Here is a 21661-nt window from a genome sequence, read left to right on the forward strand (position 1 = left end):
AATTCCGCTTTTGCCGTCACGGCTGCGGCGCAGGGTCCGCTACACCGCGCGCTATAAGAAAACCCCTTTCCCGGTCCAACCTCAAACGTACGGGGTTTACCGAAACCTTACCAAACAGCGGTGTCCGGCTGCTGGTGTTGTGACTGCTCCCTGAATCCGTGACAGCTTGAGTTGATTTCCATGCAACCGGGCTGCCTGTCTACAGGCCTTTTTGATAAACCCGATAACGCTTATACACTTCTCCACCCAACTTTTTTGACAGGGCCCGGACTTTAATATTGGTCTCCATTTGATGATGGGTATCCACCACTTCCAGCCGGGCCTCGTGGGCCGCGGCAATCATCCTGGTGAGCAGCAGGATATCGAGACCTGCCTGGCGGTATCCTTCCTTAACCCCCCCGAGAAGCAAATCGATTTGTTTTGTTTTCCTGGCCGCCTGTAATATCTTCAGCCAGCCGAACGGGAAAAGGCGTCCCCGGGCTTTTTGAATGCCCTCGGTCATGTCCGGAATGGCGATGATAAAGGCAACCGGCTTATTATCCAGGGTAACCAGTTTTACAAAGTTATGGTTTAAGAACGGGAAGTAGCGTTTCGCCAGATTTTCCATCTCCTCTTCGTCCAAAGGGGTATAGCCGAATATATCGCTGTTCGAATAACATTCGTTCATCAGCTCCAGAACCGGCTTCACCCATTTCTTCAGATCCCTCCGGTTTCGGGCTTCCTGTACCTTGAAGTTCCCTCGCTGCAGAACCCTTTCACAAATTCTCAAATGAAGCGGGGAAGGTTTTTCAGGTACTTTGATCTTGTAGACAAAGTAGTCGATTTCCTTGGAATACCCTTTCTGTTCAACGAATTGTGGCAGCCAGGCAAAATTATAATAGGTGGCGATGGTGGCCCGGTTTTCAAAGCCGTCTATAAGAAACCCTTCAGGGTCCTGATCGGAAAAGCCGTAGGGACCGATGATTTTTTCCATGCCGTTTTGCCGTGCCCAGGTCTCAACGCTGTGCAGAAGGGCATGCACCACGTCTTTGTCCTTCCAGGTTTCAAGACAGCAGAAGCGCGCGGTTCTGGCCTGTTTAAGCTTGTTATATCGGGAATTGATGATTCCCATTATCCGCCCGACAATCTCCTTACCTCGGTAAGCGAGCAGAAGAACGGTTTGGCAATAGGAAAAAGCCTTGTTCTTTTTTGGGTTAAAATAATGGCGCTCGTCAAGATAGATGGGAGGGACCCAATTCGTATGGTCTGCATGTATTCTTTCCGGCAGATAAATGAATTTTTTCAGATCCGTCCGGTTAGTTACTTCCTTGATTTGGATGTTCATTTGTTCAGGCGTAACAAGTTGATAGGGTTTAAGAAAAACGGGAATCAGGCCTGGAGATGCAAGTCGGAGAAAATAAATCGAGGCTGAAGGTCATTTTATTTGTCTATTATTTCGAGCACCTTCCCTTTCCAGGTTACCTTGTAACATGTATCTCGCCAACAGATTCTCCAGGTGAACAGGGTTTGCAGATGGCTCAGCCCGGCCATGATGAACATTGCAAAAACTGAGATAATCCAGGAATACCATGGCCCGGGGGCAGGGTGAAACCGTCTGATAACCCCGGCTTGACCTGTAAGTGCCAGGAGAAAGACAAGGGCCGGCAGGGCCTGAGCAACGGATACCATGCCCAGGATCGCTCCCATCAGTTGAATACAGGAAAAAACAATAAGCCCTGCCAGAAGGTAACAGACACCTCCCGCTGCCAGCCAGCTCCCGGGCAGACAGACTTTCAGGTAAAACCATTGCCGGATAAGCCAACGGTTCCAGCCGGTTATACTTTCCGAGGCCAGCGGCGTGGACAGCAGGGCCTTTGGAGTTGAAATCACTGGAATGCCCGCCTTGACAAGGCGGGCTGCCAGCGACACGTCATCAACGATGTTCTCGGCCCATAACTGCTCCACCTCCAGACTTTCAAAGAGAGATCGCCGGATGGCGGTGGCGCCGCCCCAAGGTTGGTTCATGCCGGGAACCCCCTTGGTCAGGAAAAGAAACAGAACGCTGGCGGCATGGCCAAGGGTGGATATTCCTGCTTTGCCGGGGATAATGTGATGATAGCCCGAAGTTACCCGGGCTTTTTTTTGGGCTATGGGGCTGAGCAGTTCTTGTAAAAAATTTGCCGGCGCCAGCCTGGTGCTGTCACAGAATACCAGTATGTCCGGGAAATCACCTGCTTCGCGAACCCCGGCGATCAGGTTCTGATTCTTCTGGCCGCAACGCGTTGCCCTGCCGCTGCGGATATGTGTGGCGCGGGGATGGTCCTGTATCGTCTCCAGAATGATCGGAACGGCGGGGTCTTTACTGTCCCGCGTGGTGATGATTACCTGATAATCGGGGTATTCCTGGATGAGTAGGGAGCGCAAGTTGTCGGCCAGGCCGGGATCAGCGCCCGTGGCCGGGACGATAATCGTCGCGGCCGGCCATTCCCCATTGAGGATAAAGGGTTCGGTGGACGGAGTGCGCCGCAGAGCTCGGCCCCCCAGGCGGATCAGGCCGGCAAGACCGAGTATGACTAAGGCCATGGTACACGGTATGAGCCATGATACAGACATGAAGCCCTTGATAGAACCCGATTATAGGTAATAGATTTAAGTAGAATTCGGCATTTTTATTCTGCGAGTATAGGTGAAAGACAACCGGGTGTCAAGGCAGCCTGAACCCAACAGAATAGCAATAAAAGGATAAGCGATCACCGCCACCGGGCCGGTTTGCATGATGGCCGGGATGTTTGTTCAGCTCCTGAGCCAGCCTTCCTGCCGGTACCAGGCGGCGGTCCGGCGCAAGCCCGTTCCCAGGGAGACCTGTGGCGCCCACCCGAGACTTTCCTTTATCTTCTTGTTGTTGCACAACCAGGCGGTCTGCTTCATCTCGATAATTTTCTGCCGGTTGAGCAGGGCCGGTTTTCTGGTTATCAGGGAAAGGCCGTCTAAGAGGAGTGCCAGTGGATAGGCGGTGTATTCCGGGAGCTGAATCCTCAATACTTTTTTCCTGTTCAGGACGGCCTTGATCCGGCTGCCGATTTCTTCCCATGAATACCCGCTGTCGTTGGCAACAAAAAAGGTTGCACCGGCAACGTGTCCTTCGGCAGCCAGCAATGCGGCACTGACAAGATCGGATACGTAGAGCATGGAGAATTCCTTGCCGCGGTCGCCGAACATGATGTCGAAACCGTTGTCTATCATCTTGAAGTAGTTGAACAGGTCCCTTTCCCGTGGTCCGTAGACAATGCAGGGCCGCAGAATAACATAGTTGTCCGAATGGGACGCGCCCCACTCCCTGACCTGGTTCTCAGCCAATAGTTTGCTTTTTCCGTAATAGGTGCAGGGCCGCGGCTTAGATTCTTCGTCAATCGGGCCGGTTGGGCCGGAAGGCCCGGCCGCGGCCTGGGAGCTGATGAATATGAAGCGCTGGTCCTGGTTCAGGAGACAAAGGATGTTCCGGGTGAAGTCGACGTTTGCCGCAAGATAGTCTTTTTTGGTCAGGGCTCTGGTGGCCGCGGCGCAGTGGATTACGGTGTCGACCCCGGCCAGTGATCTTTGCAGGGTTGCATGGTCGTGGGCCTTGCCGATATATATCCGGGCACCCTGGTTTTCCAGGGAGCGGATAAGATTGTTGGTTCTTCTGACGAACAGGCGGGTGGTTGTTTTTTCACTGAGAAGTCGTGCCGCGAGGTGAGAGCCGATAAATCCGGTGGCCCCGGTCAGCATAACGGATTTCAAATCAATACTCCACGGGCGTTCTTAAAAGAAGAAAAGGGTCAATCCTTTTGCAGTTTGTTTTCCAGATATTCGATGATGTCCCGGGTTTTTTTGAACTGCTGGGCATCCTCGTTCGGGATTTCGATGTCATACTCAGTTTCCAGGTCAAACAACATTTCCACCGCTCCCAACGAGTCCAGGCCCAGATCGTCCGCCAGGAGGGAGTCAGCGGTGATTTTTTCACTGTCAATGTCTAACTTGTCGGCCAGTACCTCAATCACCTTTTTCTCGAAATTATCCATTTTACGATTTCTTACCTCTATATAGTTTCCGTAAAAAAATCAGTTGCACGGATGGGGCCATGTTTTATCTTATCAGCGATCGATACTAAAAAAAGTATCTGCCGGCGGCAAGGTATTTTTTGTGAAAAAAGGTGGTGTAAACATTCAGTAAACCCCCTCCTGTCGGGAAAGGGGTCTTCTTCTACCAACGGCCGCTCCATTGAGAAGGGCCGACTGTTCATAACCAGGCTGTCAAGCAGGAACTCGCTTCGCCGCAACGGCGATTCGGAATCCATAAGCATATCCTGCCGAAGTTGTTTCAAATTCCGCTTTTGCCGTCACGGCCGCGGCTCAGGGTCCGCTACACCGTTCGCTATAAGAAAACCCCTTTCCCGGTCCAACCTCAAACGTACGGGGTTTACCGAAATCTTACAAGATGGTGTTGCACGCAACGGTGAAACTTATTGATACCTTTGAAAGAGCAGGCTGGCGTTGACGCTGCCAAAACCAAAAGAATTGGACATCACCGTGGACAGGGATGCTTCCCTCGCCTGGTTGGGAACATAGTCCAGATCACACTCCGGGTCGGGGAATCGGTAATTGATGGTCGGCGGAATTATCTGTTTCTCAAGGGCCATGCAACAGACCACCGCCTCTATCGCCCCGGCGGCGCCGATGGCATGGCCGATCATGGATTTTGTCGATGAGACAGGCACGGCCCGGCTGTGATCACCCATGAGCTTTTTGATCGCCCTGGTTTCGATGGAGTCGTTTGCCTGGGTGGAGGTGCCGTGGGCGTTGATATAGTCAATGTCGTTCGGCGACAGACCGGCATCTTTCATGGCCAGGAGCATGGAACGATACGCGTCATCGCCGTCCGGCCGGGGCATTACCATGTTGTGTGCCCCGCAGCTCAGGCCGTATCCGATAATTTCGCCATAGATGTGGGCCCCTCGCGCCAGGGCATGATTCATCTCTTCAATAACCAGCATGGCGCCGCCTTCTCCCATAACGAACCCGTCTCTTTGCCGGTCAAAGGGCCGGCTTGCTTCACGGGGAAGGCATTTTCTTCTCGACATCACCCGCATGGCATAGTAGGCCCCGAAGTTAAACCGGGTCAACGGGGCCTCGGCCCCGCCGGTAAACAGAATATCAGCCTCGTCATGCTGAATTTTTCTGAATGCCTCGCCAATGGCATGGCTGCTTGAGGCGCAGGCGGTGGAGATAACATAGTTGGGGCCTAACAGCCCGTACTGGATGGCAATATGCGCGGAAACCGCGTTCGGGGTGATGCGGGGCACGGAAGTGGGATTCCCCCGGTGGGCCCCTCTTTTGAGCCCGGCCAGGAGCTGTTCTTCGTGAAAGAGGAGGCCGCCGAGCCCGGAGCCGAAGATGACCCCGATTCTTTCCCGGTCTTCCTGGTCAAGATCCAGTTTGCTGTCCGCCAGGGCCATCTGGGTCGATGCCAGGCCGAAATGAACAAACCGGTCAACTCGTTTGGCAACCTTTGCCGGCATATATTTTTCAGGATCAAACGACTTGACCTCACCGGCAATCTTGGTCTCGAACTTTTCAATGTCAAAAAAAGAGACTGTATCAATTCCGGATTTACCCGCGACATTCGCCTGCCAGAAATCATCAGCTCCAATGCCGTTGGCAGCGACAACCCCCATTCCGGTAATAACAACTCGCCTGCGTGTCACGGTTTCTCCAGTCAGACGACAGTCTGATGCGCTTTGGTTAAGTTTATTGTAACAGGAGGCCGGCACCCGTCATGGGCCTCATCATGTCAATTTCTATCATGAAGTTGGGAATGAAGCAACTGTAAGTAAAAGGAGTTTGCTTTTGGCGGTAATGTCCGGCCGGGCAAGTTCTCAAGCGAATTCATTCGGGACGGGGTACTGAAAGGAGTTAAGTTGCCGGGACGGCAGAATTATATCACACCGAGTTTTTTGCCAACCTTTTCAATGGTTTCAAGGGCAAAGGAGAGTTGAGCTTCGGTGTGCGTCGCCATGACACTCAGTCGCATGAGGCAGTTGTTGGGCGGCACGGCCGGCGGTAATATCGGGTTAACAAAGATCCCTTGTTCATCGAGTTGATTACACATGCTCAGCAGAACCATGTACTTGCCTACATGGACCGGAATAATGGGCGTTTCCGAGTGGCCTGTATTAAAGCCAAGTGAATTCAGCCCGTTTCGCATCATCTCAGTGTTTTTCCAGAGTCGCTCAATTCGTTCCGGCTCACGGCGGATGATTTTCAGGGCCGCCCGGGTCGAGGCCACCGAGGCCGGCGGCATGCTGGCACTGAACATGAAGGAGCGGGAATGATGCTTGAGAAATTCAATCGACTGCCGGTCAGCCGCCACAAAGCCGCCGATGGAGGCGAGCGATTTGCTGAACGTACCCATAATGAAATCCACTTGATCGGTAAGGCCGAAGTGACTGGCAGTGCCGCTGCCGTCTTTTCCCAGAACTCCGATTGAGTGGGCGTCATCTATCATCACTACGGCATTGCACCGCTGGGCAAGCTCAACCAGTTCCGGGAGTTTGACAATATCGCCCTCCATGCTGAAAACACCGTCGCTAACAATGAATTTTCCACGGTCCGCGGGAAGACCATCCAGTATTTTTTCAAGTTTTTCCATATTATTATGGCCATACCTGCTGATGCGGGCCATGGATATCCTGGCGCCGTCGATAATGCTGGCATGGTTGTGGAAATCCATAATAATATGTTCTTCTCTGGTCAGGACAGCGGCGATGACTCCTTGGTTGACCTGAAAACCGGTGGAGTAGAGAAGGGCCGCCTCCTTGCCGGTCCAGTCGGCAAGTTCGGCTTCAAGTTTTTCGTGGATGTCAAAGGTGCCGTTCAAAAGACGTGAACCGGTACAGCCCACACCATATTTTTTGATGGCTTTCAGGGCTGCTTCCTTTACTACCGGGTGATTTGTCAGCCCCAAATAACTGTTGGAGCCGAGCATCAGGACCTTTCTGTTTCCCCGCAGGATTGATTCGGTTCCCTGCTCGGATATGCTTTGCCTGAAATAGGGATATAGGCCAGACCTTTTTGCAGTAATCGAGCCGGTAAATCTATCTATCTTGTTGAAGATGTTTTTGTTTCTCATCTTATGAATATATCAGGGTTTTGCCCCGCCTCGTCGGGACAGGAGCGGAGAGTTGCTCTTGCTTGCGGTCGCCTTCCGTTGCAAGGGGCAACCTTATATGTCAGGGGCTGTCCAGGACAACCAGGACAGCCATTTATGTTGTGTGACGGTATTGGCTATTCTTTGAATCTGGTTGATATACACTTCCCATGATTATTTGGCAATTACTAAAACCGGAAAATCGGTGACGTCCGGCTTATTGACGATGCTGATGAGGGCATGGTAACAATGGGGGCTGATCCGCGATTTCTGGACAGACACTATTTGACAGCCGGCCAAGTCCTTTTCTTAAGGTGAAAAATGAAGGTATTACTTATCAGTCCCAAAACTCCTCGCTCTTTCTGGACCTTTGAACAGTCCATGGAGATGGTTGACAGGAAGGTGCTTCTGCCCCCCCTGGGATTGATCACCGTGGCCGCCCTCCTGCCAGCGGACTGGGAACTGCGGTTTGTGGACCGGAACTTCCAGTTGCTCGGGGACGACCAGTGGAACTGGGCGGAAATGGTGATGGTGTCCGGCATGTTTGCCCAGAAGGAGGATATGTTAGGCCTTATCCGGGAGTCAAAAAACAGGGGATTGCCGGTTGTGGCCGGCGGGCCCTATGTTACCTCCGTGCCGGATGAGGCTGTCCAGGCCGGGGCTGACTTTGTTTTACGGGGCGAAGCTGAAACCATGCTTGCGGGATGGCTCGAAGCCCTGGCCGCGGGTGCGACAGAGGGGGTCTTTGCGGAATCGGAAAAGCCGGACATGGCCACGGTGCCCATACCGCGGTACGATCTTCTTGATCTGAGAGCATATAGCTGCATGCCGGTGCAGACCTCCCGCGGCTGTCCCTTTAACTGTGAGTTCTGCGACATCATCAATCTCTATGGCCGGGTGCCGCGTTACAAGAAACCTGAGCAAGTGATCGCGGAGCTGGAAACCCTCTACCAGCTTGGTTGGAACGGAGGGGTTTTTATTTGCGACGACAATTTTATCGGTAACAAGAAGCATGCCAGGGCAATCCTCGCCCAATTGACGCCGTGGATGGAAAGCCATGGCAAGCCGTTCGGCTTCTGGACCCAGGCATCCGTGAACCTGGGCCAGGACCTGGAGATGATCGACCTGATGACCGAGGCCAATTTCGGTTATATTTTCATAGGGATCGAATCTCCTGACGAATCTGTTCTTACCGCCACCCGCAAGCATCAGAATGTCAATAATCCCCTGGTTGAATCATTGCACGCAATCAATGCGAACGGTCTCTCGGTGATGGGAAGCTTTATCCTGGGGTTTGACGAAGAAACAAAGGGGGCCGGGGAACGGATATGTGCGTTTGTTGAAAAGACTCGTCTCCCCCTTATTATGTTGAACTGTCTGGAGGCCGCGCCGAATACCGCTCTCTGGGACCGGCTGCAACAAGAAAACCGTCTGCTCAAGGACAGAACCGAGGGCACCGGAGGGAGCGGAACGTTGAATTTCATTCCTTCCCGCCCGGAAGCGGAGATCATCGCCGAATATCTGGAGGGTTTAGATGTCCTTTACGAGCCTTCGAAGTTCATGAAGCGCGCCTACAATTATTATCTGGCCATGAGACCGACGCGCAGGGCCCTGGCCCGCAGCCGGGGCGAGAAAGTACAACCTCCCATGGTTCTGAAAGATAAACGGCCGGCCAACAGAGTAATCAGGGATCGCCGGATCCGCCCGGCCCTCCGTCTGATATGGAGACAAGGGATGGTGTCGCCGCACCGGGTGCAGTTCTGGAAACAGCTGGCCGGAATCTATTTGAAAAACCCGAGTCGTATTACAACCTATTTAATAACCCTTGCCCTGGGTGAGAATATGTTCCAGCACAGAGAGATTGTAAAAAAGAGGGTTACGGCCCGCCTGGCAGTGGAATCGGACCAACGCTCCATTGCTTTCCCCGGCCGGGGTGATTGATGGTAAGTGATCACAGGCACCCCATCTTCGCACGATCGCTCCTGCCCGCATAGGCGGGCTATAGCGGCCGGTCGCGCTTGCGCAAATCTGCGGCACCTGTGGTCACTTACAGGTTTGGGGGGTAGTAATATCACAGAGTTACACGCCCCGTGATCAGTTACGATTGAGGAATATCTTCGCTCCGGTAGCCGGGTTCCGGTTCAGCCGGTTCATGGCCGGATCTGCCGGATATCAAGCGGTTCGGCCAGACCCAGGACCCGGTGCGCCATCCGGATATGGCCGATATCCCGCCAATTGCGCTTGAGTAACCTGGCGCCGTAGGCATCGATTGCCACCGGGTCGAAACCAGCAACCAGCCGGTTGACCGGCGGGTTGCAGGTCGGGCCCCGGAGATGGGCCCGGGCCATGCCCACCGAGGCGTCGAGCAGGGTGAAGTCCGGGGTCCGGTAGCGGTTGAGATCAAAGAGCGCCTCCTGGATGGACTGGTGAAACGCGGCCTTTTTCCAGTGGCCGCCCTGCTGGTAATAGGCCGGCGGCGCCAGTCCCATCATGTTTTTCATGGTCAGGGTCACCCCGGCCAGGGTGTGGGCCTTCAGCACCGGCACTGATATCAGAAAACTCTCATACACCATTCCGGGCAGGTGCATCTCCGGCCAGCGGCGGCATTCTCTGCGGGAGCGGCGGACCAGCGGCGCCTGGTTGAGATCTACCAGTCTGATTTTTTTTGCATCGGCCAGGGCCTTGTAACCCAGGGCCTGAAAACAGTGCCCGGTGTCGTACTCCAGGGAGCCGCAGCCCTCGCCGATTATGATCTCGGTGTCCGGGGCCTGGTCCCGGATATAATCCACCAGGGCCTCGACCAGTTCCACCGGGGTGGTGATCGGCGGGTGGAGATTTTCGACCAGGTTGGGCTTGATCAGCACCCTGGGCCGGTTGCGCAGGGCAGCCGCCAGGCCGGCGGCCGCCAGCAGGGGAGGGACGCTCGCGGTCCAGGACCTGAAGCTGATGCTATATACTGTGGCTTGTTGCTGCGGACCGCTCATCATCCCTTGATCAGGCCCCGGCCGGCCAACTGCTGGGCCGCCTTTTTCAACCCCTCAAGGAGTACGAACCGGCCCAGGGGCACCACCCGGCAGGGGAAGCTGTCAACAAAGAGCGGGTTGTCACCGAGTCCGCCGGACAGGTATATCTTGTCCGGCGAGCCGGCAAAGCGATGTGCATTAACGGCAATCCCCTTGACGAACCGGGCCACGGCCACCTCCTCGGAATCGCCCGAGACCACTGCGTCGAATATCCGGCTCATGCCCAGCACCCCGCAGGTCACTGAAAATGGGTGCTCCGGCACTGCCAGTTCCTGGTAATCGATATCATAGTACTGGCCGAGCAGCTCGATGGTAAAGCCCATCGAGGCCCCGCATTCGCTGTTCCAGCCCATGTCCGCCAGTTTTCCGTTTTTGTACCGGATGAATTTGATGTCCCGGCTGCCGCAGTCGAGCAGCACATAGTCCGGCTCGTTGATCAGGGCCTCGCCGCCCCGGGCCAGGGCGATCAATTCGTTGATATAGCAGCCGGTGAACCGTTTACCGTTATGGCCGGTGGCCACGGTCACCCGGGTGTTGCGGCTGATCGACTTGCTCGGCCGGACCTCGGGCCCGGGGTCGGCAAGGCCCAGGTCGAGCAGTTTGCTGTAGGAAGTACCAAAGTCGGCCAGGATCATTGGAATACCCCGGATAGTTCGAGAAAGGCCTGGATCTTGGCCTTGGCGCTGGAACCGGCCCGGACGTCGCAGTCAAGGTAGAGACCGTGCGGATGTTTTTTGGCCAGGTGCCGGGCCAGGGCGGTCTTGGCGCAGAAGGACTGGGCAAAGAAGACCGTGGGCACCCCGGGGTTGTATCGGGCCTCCAGCTCGACATCGGCCGGGGTCTTGTTCTCCATGCAGCGGGTCCAGCCGTATACATGGGTGGAGTCGGGAAAGAGCGACAGGATGGAAAAATCCCGGGGCGGCACCCCCCAGAAGCCGGCCGTGGGCGGGCAGGGCGGCGGCGGGTCAGCAGGTGCGGCGGCGGACTGCACCCCACCGGTGATGGCCAGCAGTTTTTCTTCCAAAGGCAACCCGCTTTCACTGACCGGGGTGCCGAAGCCGATGCTGTCCCGGTTGCTGGTGGTGATCACCGGAGTTTTAACCGCATCGGCCAGGATCGTGGCCACATGCATGGCGCAGTCACATTTGCCCGGGCCGATGTCGATGTAGATCGCGTCCAGGTCGAGGTGGATGGCGTTTAAGACCACGGTGCGGAGAATGGCGCAGTAGACCTCGGGCAGAAAGGGCGAGATCGTGGCCAGGTCGGCCCGGACCAGCACGGTGTCAAGGTCAAGGATCGCGACCCCGCGCTGGTTCAACTCCTTGATCACCGGCCGGGGCGGGATGCCGACAATGCCTACTTTTTTATACGCGTCTGAGATCACTGTTTCCGGGTTGCTTGCGCATCTTGGTATCTGGATTGAAAACAATGGGCCGGAACATTCCCGCCCCGCAAAAGGGGATGGAAATCCTACCATACATAACCGGCAATCGCCATCAGCGAATTGGGGCGTTGTTTGCGCTGTTTTTTTGTCTGGGAAAAGGGCTTGACAAAATTCAAACGTCCGTTTTAATTATTCGTATAAAACGACCGTTTGGTCAGGTCCCGGTCGCGGTATACGCGGTACACAAGGAGAAGACATGGATCAAAAGAACACCAAGGAGCGGATACTCGATGCGGCGGAGGAGCTTTTCGCCCAACAGGGCTATGCCGCGACTTCGCTTCGGGCGATCACCGGCCTGGCCAAGGTCAACCTGGCCGCGGTCAACTACCATTTCGGTTCCAAGGAGGCCCTGCTGGCCGCGGTGATCGAACGGCGGTTGCTGCCTTTGAACCGGGAACGGAGCGCACGCCTGGACGCGGTTTCAGACGCTGCGGCCCGCCGGGGCCGCCGGCCGGAGGTGGATGCCGTCCTGCGGGCCTTTATCGAGCCGACCCTGGCCTATGGCAGGTCCGGGCCGGGTGCGAAGAATTTTATTGTCCTGGTCGGCCGGGCCCTGGCCGATCCGGACGAAACGGCGCGCTCCGTCTTTATCCACCACATCCGGCCCCTGGTTATGCAGCTGCGCGACACGCTCTGCGCCGCCCTGCCCGGGTTGCCGGCGGAAGTGGTTTTTTTGCGGCTCCATTTTGTCCTTGGCGCCATGGGGCATGCCCTTTTCATGGTATCTATTTGTCAGGAACACGAGACTGGGGAGGTGAATGGCAGATGTCCCATGTTCCCCCGGGAGCATGTCCGGGAGATGAGCCCGGATATGCTCGGCGAAATGTTTATCACCTTTGCGATCAACGGCATGAAGGGGTCGTGATGAAGATCTATCGCACATTGTTGTTGCTGACGGCAGCCGGATGGCTGTTGATTCTGACCGGCTGCAGCGTACACCAACCCGGGGAGTACGGCTTCGGCCCCCTGCCGGAAGCCTATAGCGAAAAGGCGTCTGGCGGAGAGAACCCGGCCGCCTCGGTCGGACGCTGGTGGGAGCGGTTCAAGGACCGGAAATTGAACATGCTGGTGGAGGAGGCCCTGGCCGGCAACCTCGATGTGGCCCAGGCCTATGCCCGGCTGGACCAGGTGGCCGCGATCCAGGCCGCGACCCAAGGGGCGCGGCAGCCCACGCTTATCCTTGACGGCCGGGCGGCCCGGTCCCGGCAGTACAGTGCTGTTGGAGAGGGCATCTCCAGTATTGGCAGTCTCTCAATGGCCGCAAGCTACGAAATTGATCTCTGGCAAAAACTCAGATCCCAGCGCGAAGCCGCCCGTCTCAAGACCCTGGCCTCCCAGGAGGCGGTCTTTTCCATCTACCTGGGTCTGACCACCCGGCTGGTTGATCTCTACTATCAGGCAGTGGAGCAGCGGGCCCAATTGCAGCTTATGGATGCCAGCGTGGCCTCACATGAAGAGACCGTGGCCCGGGTCGAGGCCCGGTATCGGGCCGGGATCGCCACTGCCCTTGATCTGTACCAGGCCCGCCGGAATCTGGCCGCGGCCAAGGCCCGGCAGCCCCTGGCCGTTGCCGGGCTGGCCAGGATCGAGCATAGCCTGGCTGTACTCATGGGCAAACCTCCGGCCAGGGAGATTGCCGGCGATCTTGCAATTCTGCCCCCGGCCCCGGTGGCCTTTGCAGCCGGGTTGCCGGCTGATCTTCTCAGCCGCCGGCCCGACATCCGGGCCGCGGCCCTGAAGATCAAGGCCCAGGACGCCGAGGTAGCTGCAACGATCGCCGACCGTTTTCCTTCTTTTAATCTGATCGCGGATTATGGCCGCACCAACCTGGCATTGGGTTCCACCGGGGTGACCGGCGCTTTCTGGAGCCTGCTGATGAGTTTCAGCCAGCCGATCTTTGACGGCGGCCGGCGCCGGGCCGAGGTGGAACGGAACCAGGCCCTGTTGCGCGAGAGGGTGGCTGCCTATCAACAGACCGTGCTCAACGCTTTTCAGGAGGTGGAGGATTCGCTCATTGCCAACCGCACCACCGAGGAGCGACTGGAGCTGCTTGGCGAGCTTGAGACCGTGGCCGGGGCGAATCTGAGAAACAGCGAGCAGAGCTATTTCCAGGGAGTCGGCGATTACCTGCCGATACTGGTCGCCCAACGGGGCGTGAATGATGTGAAAAGCCGGCTTCTTGCGGCGCAACGGCAGTTGATCTCCGATCGGATCAGCCTGGTCCGGGCCCTGGCCGGCGACTGGCTGAGGGAACTGCCACCATCGAGCCCGGAGACCGGGGTTAATACGGAACCGCAGAATATTCAATGTCGAAGGAAGAAGTGAAAAAAACCTTGAACCCTGAACCTTGAACCCGGAATTTTCGCCATGAGTAAGAAAAAAACAGCCCTGAAGATCATCCTGCCGGTCCTTATCCTCATTCTGGGCCTTGTTGGGATGCGTTTCCTGCTGTTGCAGAAGAGCCTGCCCCAGCGTCATGCCCGGTCCCGGCCCGGGGCCTTGGTTGAGGTGCTGGTTGCGAAACAGGTCGACCGGCCGGTGCGGGTTTTTGCCACCGGCACCGTGCAGGTGGACCAGGAGGTGACCATTGTCCCCCAGGTCAGCGGCCGGGTGGTGACGGTTGCCCCGAACATGGTTGCCGGCGGTTTCTTTAACAAGGGCGAGTTGCTCTTCGGGCTGGAGTCCACGGATTATGAACTGGCCGTGCAACAGGCCCGGGCCGTGCTGGCCAGGGCGGAGAGCGATCTGCTCCTCACCAAGGGGCGGGCCGCGGTGGCCCGGCAGGAGTGGACCCGGTTGAACCAGGGCCGGGATATTCATCCCAACCCCCTGGTGGTCATGGAACCGCAGCTGAACGAGAAACAGGCCGGCCTTGAATCGGCCCGGGCCGGCCTGCGCCAGGCCGAGCTGAACCTGGCCCGTACCCGGATTACCGCCCCTTTCAACTGCCGGGTCCGTTCCGAACAGGTGGGAATCGGCCAGTACATCAGGAGCGGCAGCAGCGTGGCCACGGTGGCGGGTATTGATACCGCTGAGATTGTTGTCCCCCTGGAACCGGATGATCTTGCCTGGCTCACCGTGCCGCGGCCGGGCGATGGCAGACAGGGTCCCGCGGCCACGGTCCGGCTCACTGTCAACACCAGGAAATACGAGTGGCCGGGCCGGGTGGTCCGGTCCCTGGGCGAGTTGGATGAATTCACCCGGATGGCCCGGGTGGTGATCCGGGTGGAGCATCCCTACCGGGCCGCGGCTGATACGCTGGCCACCGGGCCGGATCTGGTCCAGGGTTCCTTTGTCGAGGTGGAGATTATCGGCCGGACCATCAACGGGGTGACAATACTGCCCCGCAAGGTGATCCGGGACAATGATTCGGTCTGGGTCCTGGATGATGCAGATACCCTCCGGGTGCGGCCGGTTACTGTTGTGCGACGCGAAAAGGACGCGGTCTGGATCAGCTCCGGACTCGATAACGGCGAGCGGGTCATCCTCACCAATCTTGCCGGCGGTGCCCAGGGAATGGCGTTGCGGGTGGTCGGCCGGGAGGCGGACAAGTGAAAGGACCGATCAAGTGGATGGCCGGCAACCATGTGGCCGCCAACCTGCTGATGTTTCTTTTCATCGTCGGCGGGCTGGTCTTCGGCTTTTCCATTAAACAGGAGGTCTTTCCGGAAGTGACCCTGGACCAGGTTCGGATCTCGGTGGCCTATCCCGGGGCCGGACCCGACGAGGTGGAAGAGGGGATCCTGCTCAAGATCGAGGAGAATATCAGCGGTATTGACGGGTTGAAAGAGGTGCGTTCCCAGGCCGGTGAGGGGATCGGTATCGTGACCGCGGTGATCCGCGAAGGCGAGGACCCGGATCGGTTCCTCCAGGATGTCAAGGCCGAGGTGGACCGGATCACCACCTTTCCCGGGGATGCGGAACGTCCGGTGATCACCAAGATGATGAACCGGCGGGAGGTGGCCTCGCTGGTGATTTACGGCGAGGTGCCGGAACGGACCCTGCGCCAGCAGGCCGAGGCCATGCGGGACGAGCTGCTGGCCATGGACGGGATCACCCAGATCGACCTCAAGGGGGTGCGTCCCTATGAGATCTCCATTGAGATCAGCGAGGAAAATCTGCGCCGCTACGGGCTGACCCTGGCCCAGGTTGCCCAACGGGTGCGCCAGGCCTCCCTGGATCTGCCCGGCGGGTCGATTCGGACCAAGGGCGGCGAGATCCTGATCCGCACCAAGGAGCGGCGTTATCTGGGAGATGAGTACGGCGATATCGTGATCCGGGCCCGGGCCGACGGCGCTGAGCTGCGGCTGCGCGATATTGGCGTGGTGCGGGACGATTTTGCCGAGATTGACCAGTATGCCCGGTTCAACGGGCTGCCGGCCGCCATGGTGGCGGTCTATCGGGTCGGCGACCAGAAACCCACCAAGATCTCTGATATTGTCCATGATTTTGCCGAGGCCAAACAGCTGGAGCTGCCCGGGACGCTTAAGGTGGAGGTGTGGAACGACACCTCGGAACTGTTTGCCAGCCGGATGAACCTCCTGCTTCGCAACGCGGCCATCGGCCTGGTCCTGGTCTTTCTGTCGCTCAGCATGTTTCTGCAGGTCAGGCTCGCCCTGTGGGTAATGCTCGGCATTCCGATCTCCTTTCTCGGCGCCCTCTTATTCATGCCGGCCCTGGGGGTGTCCATCAACATGATCTCCCTGTTCGCCTTTATCATGGCCCTGGGTATCGTGGTGGACGATGCCATTGTGGTGGGGGAGAACGTATTTGAGCACCGCCGGCGCGGCAAGAACTATCTCCAGGCGGCAGTGGACGGCACCCGCGAGGTGGGGATCCCGGTGATCTTTTCGGTGATGACCACGGTGGCCGCCTTCCTGCCCCTGGTGTTTGTCAGCGGAATCATGGGCAAGTTCATCCGGGTGATTCCATTGGTGGTGATCTCCATCCTCCTGGTATCGTTGCTGGAGTCGCTTTTCGTGCTGCCGGCCCACCTCTCCCTCGGCAGGGGGGGCGCCAACGGCCGGACTCCTTCGTTCATCGAGCAATATCGCCGTCATTTTGTCGCGGCCCTGAACCGCTTTGTCCAGGGGCCCTATCAACGGGTGCTGGATACCTGCCTTGAATTTCGCTACGTGACCCTGGCCGCGGCCCTGAGCATCCTTCTGCTTTCAGTCGGATTGGTGGCCGGCGGGCTGATTAAATTTACCTTTATGCCCGAGGTGGACGGCGACCGGGTCATTGCCGACCTGACCATGCCCCGCGGCACCCCGGTGGAGGAGACCGGCCGTTATCACGACCGGATGGTGGCCAAGGCCCGGGAGGTGGTGGCTGCCTATGACCGGGAGCGGGGCGCGGCCCACTCCAGCCTGCGCCAGATTTTCTCGGTGGTCGGCGGGACGATCAGGGGCAACGGACCGGGTGCGGCTGATACCAGTTCCGGGGCCCATCTCGCCTCGGTGGCCCTGTTGTTGCAGCCCAGCGAGATCCGCGGCTATCCGGCTGTTGAGATCACCCGGCGGTGGCGCCAGGCGGTGGGTGAGTTGGCTGGCGCTGATTCGCTCACCTTCAGCTCCACCCTGATGCACATGGGGGCCAATATCGATGTGAGCCTGGCCCATGACGATTTCCCGGTCCTGGTGGAGTCCAGCCGCAGGCTTAAAGAGGCCCTGGCCCAGTATCCCGGGGTGATGGATATCGAGGATACCTGTCCCCAGGGCAAGCAGGAGTTGAAGTTAACCCTTAAGCCGGCCGGCCGTACCCTGGGTCTGACTGAAGAGGATCTGGGCCGGCAGGTGCGCTCCGCCTTCTACGGGGCCGAGGCCCTGCGGCTGCAGCGGGGTCGCAACGAGGTCAAGGTGATGGTTCGCTACCCGGAAGCGGAGCGGCGCAGTATCAAGGATTTAGAGTCGATGCGGCTCCGCACCCCGGCCGGCGGCGAGGTGCCGCTGACCCTGGCCGCTTCGGTGGAAAAGGGGCGGGGCTACAGCGTGATCAACCGCACCAACCACAAGCGGGTGATCAATGTCCGCGCCAGCGTGGACAGCAGCCAGGCCAATGCGGGTCAGATCATTGACGACCTCACCGATACCGTATTGACCGGGCTCAGCCGCGATTATCCGGGGCTGACCTATGACCTGGAAGGGGAGAACCAGGAACAGCGTGAGTCCATTGCCAGCATGGGCGACGGGCTGATTCTGGCCCTGTTCGCCATCTACGCCCTGCTGGCCATCCCCTTTCGCAGTTATGTTCAGCCCTTTCTGATCATGACCGCCATCCCCTTCGGGGTGGTCGGCGCCATTGCCGGACATCTGATCATGGGCTACAACCTGAGCATGCTGTCCCTGTTCGGGATCGTGGCATTGTCCGGGGTGGTGGTCAATGATTCCCTGCTGCTGATCGACCAGATCAACCGCAACCGGCGTCAGGGCATGGCGCGGGTCCAGGCGGTGGTCGAGGGCGGCCTGCGCCGGTTCCGGCCGATCCTGCTCACCTCGCTGACCACCTTTTTCGGCCTGAGCCCGATGATCCTCGAAAAAAGCGTCCAGGCCAAGTTCCTGATCCCCATGGCGATCAGCCTCGGCTTCGGGGTTTTGTTCGCCACCGGCATCACTCTGCTGTTGATTCCGGTGCTCTATCTGATTCTGGAGGATTTTCGTAGTCTGGTGGGGCTGCGGAACGGACCGGGCCAAGGGCCGGCCTAGAGAATCGAGTCCGCATTGAAGACGGTCGCCCGGGATTGAGTCTGTTCCTATCCGCTGCGAGGGGTTGTTTAATGTGTGAATTCTGTACCAGGCATGGAGAAGGGAAGAAATGGTATGAGAATATGGCCAACTACACCAGCGAGGTGTTTCACCAGGTCAACTCCGAGCGGAATTTAAAAAAATATCGTAACCGTTCACCAGGGGCTACAAATTTACGGAAACCACCGGCCTGTAAGCGTTTACCAGTGCCACGGATTCGTGCAAGCAGGCCGGCGAATCTATAGTATGCCTATGTGAGCCGGCCTGATCGTGCGAAGATGGGGTGCTGGTGAACGCTTACAAAATATCTCCTGGACTTCCGCCGGCATCTCCGGCAGGGCCCGGCCCGGGCCCTGCGCTGGAAGAAACGGGTGCCGCGGATCTATGAGTATTTCATCGCCCCGCTGCTCTCCCGCCATTACCAGAAGATCCATTTCGGCCAGATCGTCCCGGTCGAGGACGCGGAAAATATCCTGGACCGGGTAAGCTCGATCATCCGCCTGCCCTGCATCTGCCGCAAGGTCACCACTGGTCGGGAGAAGCGCTTCTGTTATGCGGTGGGCCTGGATCTGACCTCGACCATGAAAGAGGCGCCCGACTTTTGCGATTTTGACCGGGTCACCGTTGAAGAGGCGAAAAAAGCGATTCGCGCCCTTGACGAACAGGGCAATACCCACAGCGTCTGGACCTTTCAGACCCCGTTCATCGGCTCCCTATGCAACTGTGACCGGGACTGCGTGGCCTACCGGGTTCAGGAGCGGATGGCCCTGGGCAAGGTCATGTGGAAGGCGGAGTATGTGGCCGGAATCGACCCGCTGCTCTGCAACGGCTGCAAGGAGTGCCTGGATCGCTGTTACTTCAAGGCGATCGCCTATGACCGGGCCAATAAAAAATGTTCGGTGAGGCTGCCGCGCTGCTACGGCTGCGGCCTGTGCCGCAATGTCTGCCCCCAGGCGGCGGTGGCGCTGTACGATCGGGCCGGGGTCCCCCAGGCGGCTGCCGTCTGGTAGAAGGGTGTGTCTGTCTCCTGCCCTGTTTGTCGAAAATGGGTTTGGGCGACATGCGCGTTGCCAGGGGCGTACCATCCCTCCGGGTCTGCTCCAGTTCGCAGGGACCGTGTATGCCTTCTCTTTGTCCGGCAAACTGTTCAAGCCGTCGCCGACCCGGCGGCAGCGGGTTTCTAGCGGCCCCCGCGTCTCTGTCCGCCGCCCTGGCCGGTCCGCAGGTCGAGACCCAGCGGGGCCGAGCCCCGGCCGGGCCGGGCTCCGGAACCGCCGGGGCTCTTTTGGCCCGGCCCGCCGGTCCGGGTCGAACTCACTGGCCGGGCGCCCTGCTGTTTGCCCTGACCAGGTTTTGTTTTACTCTGCCGGGCCGGTTTGCGGCGCGGCCGCGGTTGCCGGGGCGGCCGGGCGAACTCGGTGTTCTTTCGGGGCGGGGTGACCCTGTAGTCAAAGCCGGCCACGGTGCGCCGTTCCAGCGGGCTGCCCAGGGCCCGCTCAATGGCGCGGATCATGGTCTGATCCTCGCCAGAGACCAGGGTATAGGCCTCGCCGCTTTTGGCGGCCCGTCCGGTACGGCCGATCCGGTGGATGTAGGCGTCGGTGGTGTTGGGGATGTCGTAGTTGATCACATGGGAGATCAGGCTTACATCAATGCCCCGGGCCGCGATATCGGTTGCCACCAGTATCTGGAAGCTGCCGTCGCGAAAGCCGTTTAATGCCGCCTGCCGTCTGTTCTGGGACAGGTTGCCCTGGAGCGAGGCCGCCCGGAAGCCGGACTTGGCCAGTTTTTCGCCCAGCCGCTTGGCCCGGTACTTGGTGCGGGTGAACACCAGCACTGATTCGGTTTGGGTGAGTTTCAACAACTCCAGGAGCATGGCGGTCTTCAGGTGCGGTTCCACCGGGTACAGGGCGTGGCTCACGGTCCGGGCCGGGGCCACCGTATCCACCTGGATTGTTGCCGGGTCATGCAGTACCTCGTGGGCCAGCCCCCTGATCTCGTCGGGCATGGTGGCGGAGAAAAGGAGCGTCTGCCGTTTTTTCGGGACATACCTGATGATCCGGCGGATATCCGGGAGAAAACCCATGTCGAACATATGGTCGGCCTCGTCCAGGACCAGGGTCTCGAGATGGGAGAGATCGATGTTGCCCTGGTTCAGGTGATCAAGGAGCCGGCCCGGGCAGGCCACCACGATATCCACCCCTTGCTTTAATTTCGCCACCTGGGGGTTGGCGTTCACCCCGCCGTAAATGGTAAGGCTGCGGATGCCGGTTTCCTTGCCCAGTTCGATGATTGCCTCGTTGATCTGTTCGGCCAGTTCGCGGGTGGGGGCGATGATCAGGCCGCGGACAGGGCCGCGCCGGCCGGCAAGCAGCCGGTGCAGCATGGGCAGGACAAAGGCGGCGGTCTTGCCGGTGCCGGTCTGGGCCAGCCCCATGACGTCGTTGCCCTGCATCACCCGGGGAATCGCCTGGGTCTGGATCGGGGTGGGGGTCTGATAGCCGGCCGTGGTTACTCCGGCGCGGACCTGGGGATGGAAATTAAAGTCATTGAATTTCATAATATTGGTAATCCTTACAAGGGTTGATTTTGAAGTGTGAAGAGTGAAAGGCAATGGGGAGCAAGAATGCAGGGCCGGGATCCGCCCCTGCCGTCAGGCGGTCCGGCTCTCCTGACCGGACTGGCTGGCACTGTTCGGCCCCGCCAGGCCGGTGCCGGGATTGGGAGGGATCTGGAAACCGGCATTCTGGAAAAGAATCCGGACACCGTGCGGTCTGGTTATGTCGGTCAGGTGGATCATTTGAAAATTCCGCGGAAAAGGGAAGGCTTATACCATGCGCAACAGGGCGGCGCAAGTCAATTCGTTGCCCGGCTGTGGCCCATAACCGCGGCTCACCCTTGCGACCGGGCCGTTTAATCCGGACATGCCGGTCTTTTTTTTATCTGCTTGCACGAATCCGTGGCCCTGGTAAACGCTTACCGGCCGGTGGTTTCCGTAAATTTGTAGCCCCTGGTGAACGGTTACATCTGATTACCACCGACTTTCAGCTATTCTGGAATCTATTTCGTAACATACTGTAATTATGTAAACATTCAGTAACCCCCCTCCTGTCGGGAAAGGGGTCTTCTTCTACCAACGGCCGCTCCATTGAGAAGGGCCGTAACCGTTCAGCAGCACTACATCTTCGTCCGTTTTGGCCTTCTCACATAGAGGGACTATAGCTCAAAAGCCTAAACGAACAAATCTGCAGCACTGCTGAACGGTTACAGGCCTGAGATTGTGGACC

At 58.2% G+C, this 21661-nt stretch carries 18 protein-coding genes and 1 pseudogene; 7 read left to right on the forward strand and 12 right to left on the reverse strand.

The genetic code is table 11. The features are described from left to right. Positions 1 to 199: 199 nt before the first annotated feature. The 7 genes from L3J03_08350 to L3J03_08380 all read right to left on the reverse strand — a co-directional run bounded on the left by L3J03_08350 (position 200) and on the right by L3J03_08380 (position 7002). A complete protein-coding gene (locus L3J03_08350) occupies positions 200 to 1111 on the reverse strand; it encodes a hypothetical protein (protein ID MCF6290989.1) in 912 nt (303 codons plus the stop codon). A 308-nt stretch (positions 1112 to 1419) separates the two neighbouring features. Then, positions 1420 to 2562: a glycosyltransferase gene (locus L3J03_08355; GenBank protein MCF6290990.1), complete on the reverse strand. Its 1143-nt coding sequence runs from the start codon at positions 2560 to 2562 to the stop codon at positions 1420 to 1422. Positions 2563 to 2772: 210 nt separating this feature from the next. Further along, a complete protein-coding gene (locus L3J03_08360) occupies positions 2773 to 3759 on the reverse strand; it encodes an NAD(P)-dependent oxidoreductase (protein MCF6290991.1) in 987 nt (328 codons plus the stop codon). 38 nt (positions 3760 to 3797) lie between these two features. Next, complete coding sequence (gene acpP / locus L3J03_08365) at positions 3798 to 4040, reverse strand: acyl carrier protein (protein ID MCF6290992.1); 243 nt, start codon at positions 4038 to 4040, stop codon at positions 3798 to 3800. Between the two features lie 17 nt (positions 4041 to 4057). Continuing rightward, positions 4058 to 4315 (reverse strand): hypothetical protein, encoded by a 258-nt coding sequence (locus L3J03_08370; GenBank protein ID MCF6290993.1) that lies wholly within the window; start codon positions 4313 to 4315, stop codon positions 4058 to 4060. A 165-nt stretch (positions 4316 to 4480) separates the two neighbouring features. After that, a complete protein-coding gene (gene fabF / locus L3J03_08375) occupies positions 4481 to 5722 on the reverse strand; it encodes a beta-ketoacyl-ACP synthase II (protein ID MCF6290994.1) in 1242 nt (413 codons plus the stop codon). A 230-nt stretch (positions 5723 to 5952) separates the two neighbouring features. Beyond that, a complete protein-coding gene (locus tag L3J03_08380; GenBank protein ID MCF6290995.1) occupies positions 5953 to 7002 on the reverse strand; it encodes an aminotransferase class I/II-fold pyridoxal phosphate-dependent enzyme in 1050 nt (349 codons plus the stop codon). A 483-nt stretch (positions 7003 to 7485) separates the two neighbouring features. Here L3J03_08380 and L3J03_08385 point away from each other — a divergent pair, with 483 nt between their 5' ends. After that, the gene (locus L3J03_08385; protein MCF6290996.1) at positions 7486 to 9105 is read left to right on the forward strand and encodes a B12-binding domain-containing radical SAM protein; all 1620 of its coding nucleotides are present in this window, start codon (positions 7486 to 7488) and stop codon (positions 9103 to 9105) included. A gap of 209 nt (positions 9106 to 9314) precedes the next feature. Here L3J03_08385 and L3J03_08390 read toward each other — a convergent pair whose 3' ends face one another. Genes L3J03_08390 through L3J03_08400 form a run of 3 tightly spaced genes read right to left on the reverse strand, consistent with a single transcriptional unit; the run spans position 9315 to position 11571 of the window. Then, complete coding sequence (locus L3J03_08390; GenBank protein ID MCF6290997.1) at positions 9315 to 10151, reverse strand: DUF362 domain-containing protein; 837 nt, start codon at positions 10149 to 10151, stop codon at positions 9315 to 9317. Then, complete coding sequence (locus L3J03_08395) at positions 10148 to 10822, reverse strand: ATPase (GenBank protein MCF6290998.1); 675 nt, start codon at positions 10820 to 10822, stop codon at positions 10148 to 10150. The genes L3J03_08390 and L3J03_08395 overlap by 4 nt, the downstream gene beginning before the upstream one ends. Then, a complete protein-coding gene (locus L3J03_08400; GenBank protein ID MCF6290999.1) occupies positions 10819 to 11571 on the reverse strand; it encodes a hypothetical protein in 753 nt (250 codons plus the stop codon). The genes L3J03_08395 and L3J03_08400 overlap by 4 nt, the downstream gene beginning before the upstream one ends. A gap of 256 nt (positions 11572 to 11827) precedes the next feature. On the opposite strand from L3J03_08400, the pseudogene L3J03_08405 reads away from it, so the two are divergent. From L3J03_08405 to L3J03_08430, 6 genes and pseudogenes are all read left to right on the forward strand, one after another. Then, positions 11828 to 11995: pseudogene (locus tag L3J03_08405) on the forward strand (TetR family transcriptional regulator). 93 nt (positions 11996 to 12088) lie between these two features. Then, positions 12089 to 12496 (forward strand): CerR family C-terminal domain-containing protein, encoded by a 408-nt coding sequence (locus L3J03_08410; GenBank protein ID MCF6291000.1) that lies wholly within the window; start codon positions 12089 to 12091, stop codon positions 12494 to 12496. Next, positions 12496 to 13956: an efflux transporter outer membrane subunit gene (locus tag L3J03_08415; protein ID MCF6291001.1), complete on the forward strand. Its 1461-nt coding sequence runs from the start codon at positions 12496 to 12498 to the stop codon at positions 13954 to 13956. The genes L3J03_08410 and L3J03_08415 overlap by 1 nt, the downstream gene beginning before the upstream one ends. Before the next feature lie 42 nt (positions 13957 to 13998). Then, a complete protein-coding gene (locus L3J03_08420) occupies positions 13999 to 15186 on the forward strand; it encodes an efflux RND transporter periplasmic adaptor subunit (protein MCF6291002.1) in 1188 nt (395 codons plus the stop codon). Then, positions 15183 to 18335, forward strand: coding sequence for an efflux RND transporter permease subunit (locus L3J03_08425; protein MCF6291003.1), 3153 nt, complete (start codon positions 15183 to 15185; stop codon positions 18333 to 18335). The genes L3J03_08420 and L3J03_08425 overlap by 4 nt, the downstream gene beginning before the upstream one ends. Positions 18336 to 18745: 410 nt before the next feature. Further along, entirely contained in the window at positions 18746 to 19384 is a 639-nt protein-coding gene (locus L3J03_08430; GenBank protein ID MCF6291004.1) for a hypothetical protein, read from the forward strand. A 170-nt stretch (positions 19385 to 19554) separates the two neighbouring features. Here L3J03_08430 and L3J03_08435 read toward each other — a convergent pair whose 3' ends face one another. Both L3J03_08435 and L3J03_08440 read right to left on the reverse strand, forming a co-directional pair. Then, the gene (locus L3J03_08435) at positions 19555 to 20934 is read right to left on the reverse strand and encodes a DEAD/DEAH box helicase (protein MCF6291005.1); all 1380 of its coding nucleotides are present in this window, start codon (positions 20932 to 20934) and stop codon (positions 19555 to 19557) included. A 93-nt stretch (positions 20935 to 21027) separates the two neighbouring features. Beyond that, the gene (locus L3J03_08440; protein ID MCF6291006.1) at positions 21028 to 21174 is read right to left on the reverse strand and encodes a hypothetical protein; all 147 of its coding nucleotides are present in this window, start codon (positions 21172 to 21174) and stop codon (positions 21028 to 21030) included. Positions 21175 to 21661 lie beyond the last annotated feature (487 nt).

It is taken from the genome of Desulfobacterales bacterium, from assembly GCA_021647905.1.
Classification (GTDB): domain Bacteria; phylum Desulfobacterota; class Desulfobulbia; order Desulfobulbales; family BM004; genus JAKITW01.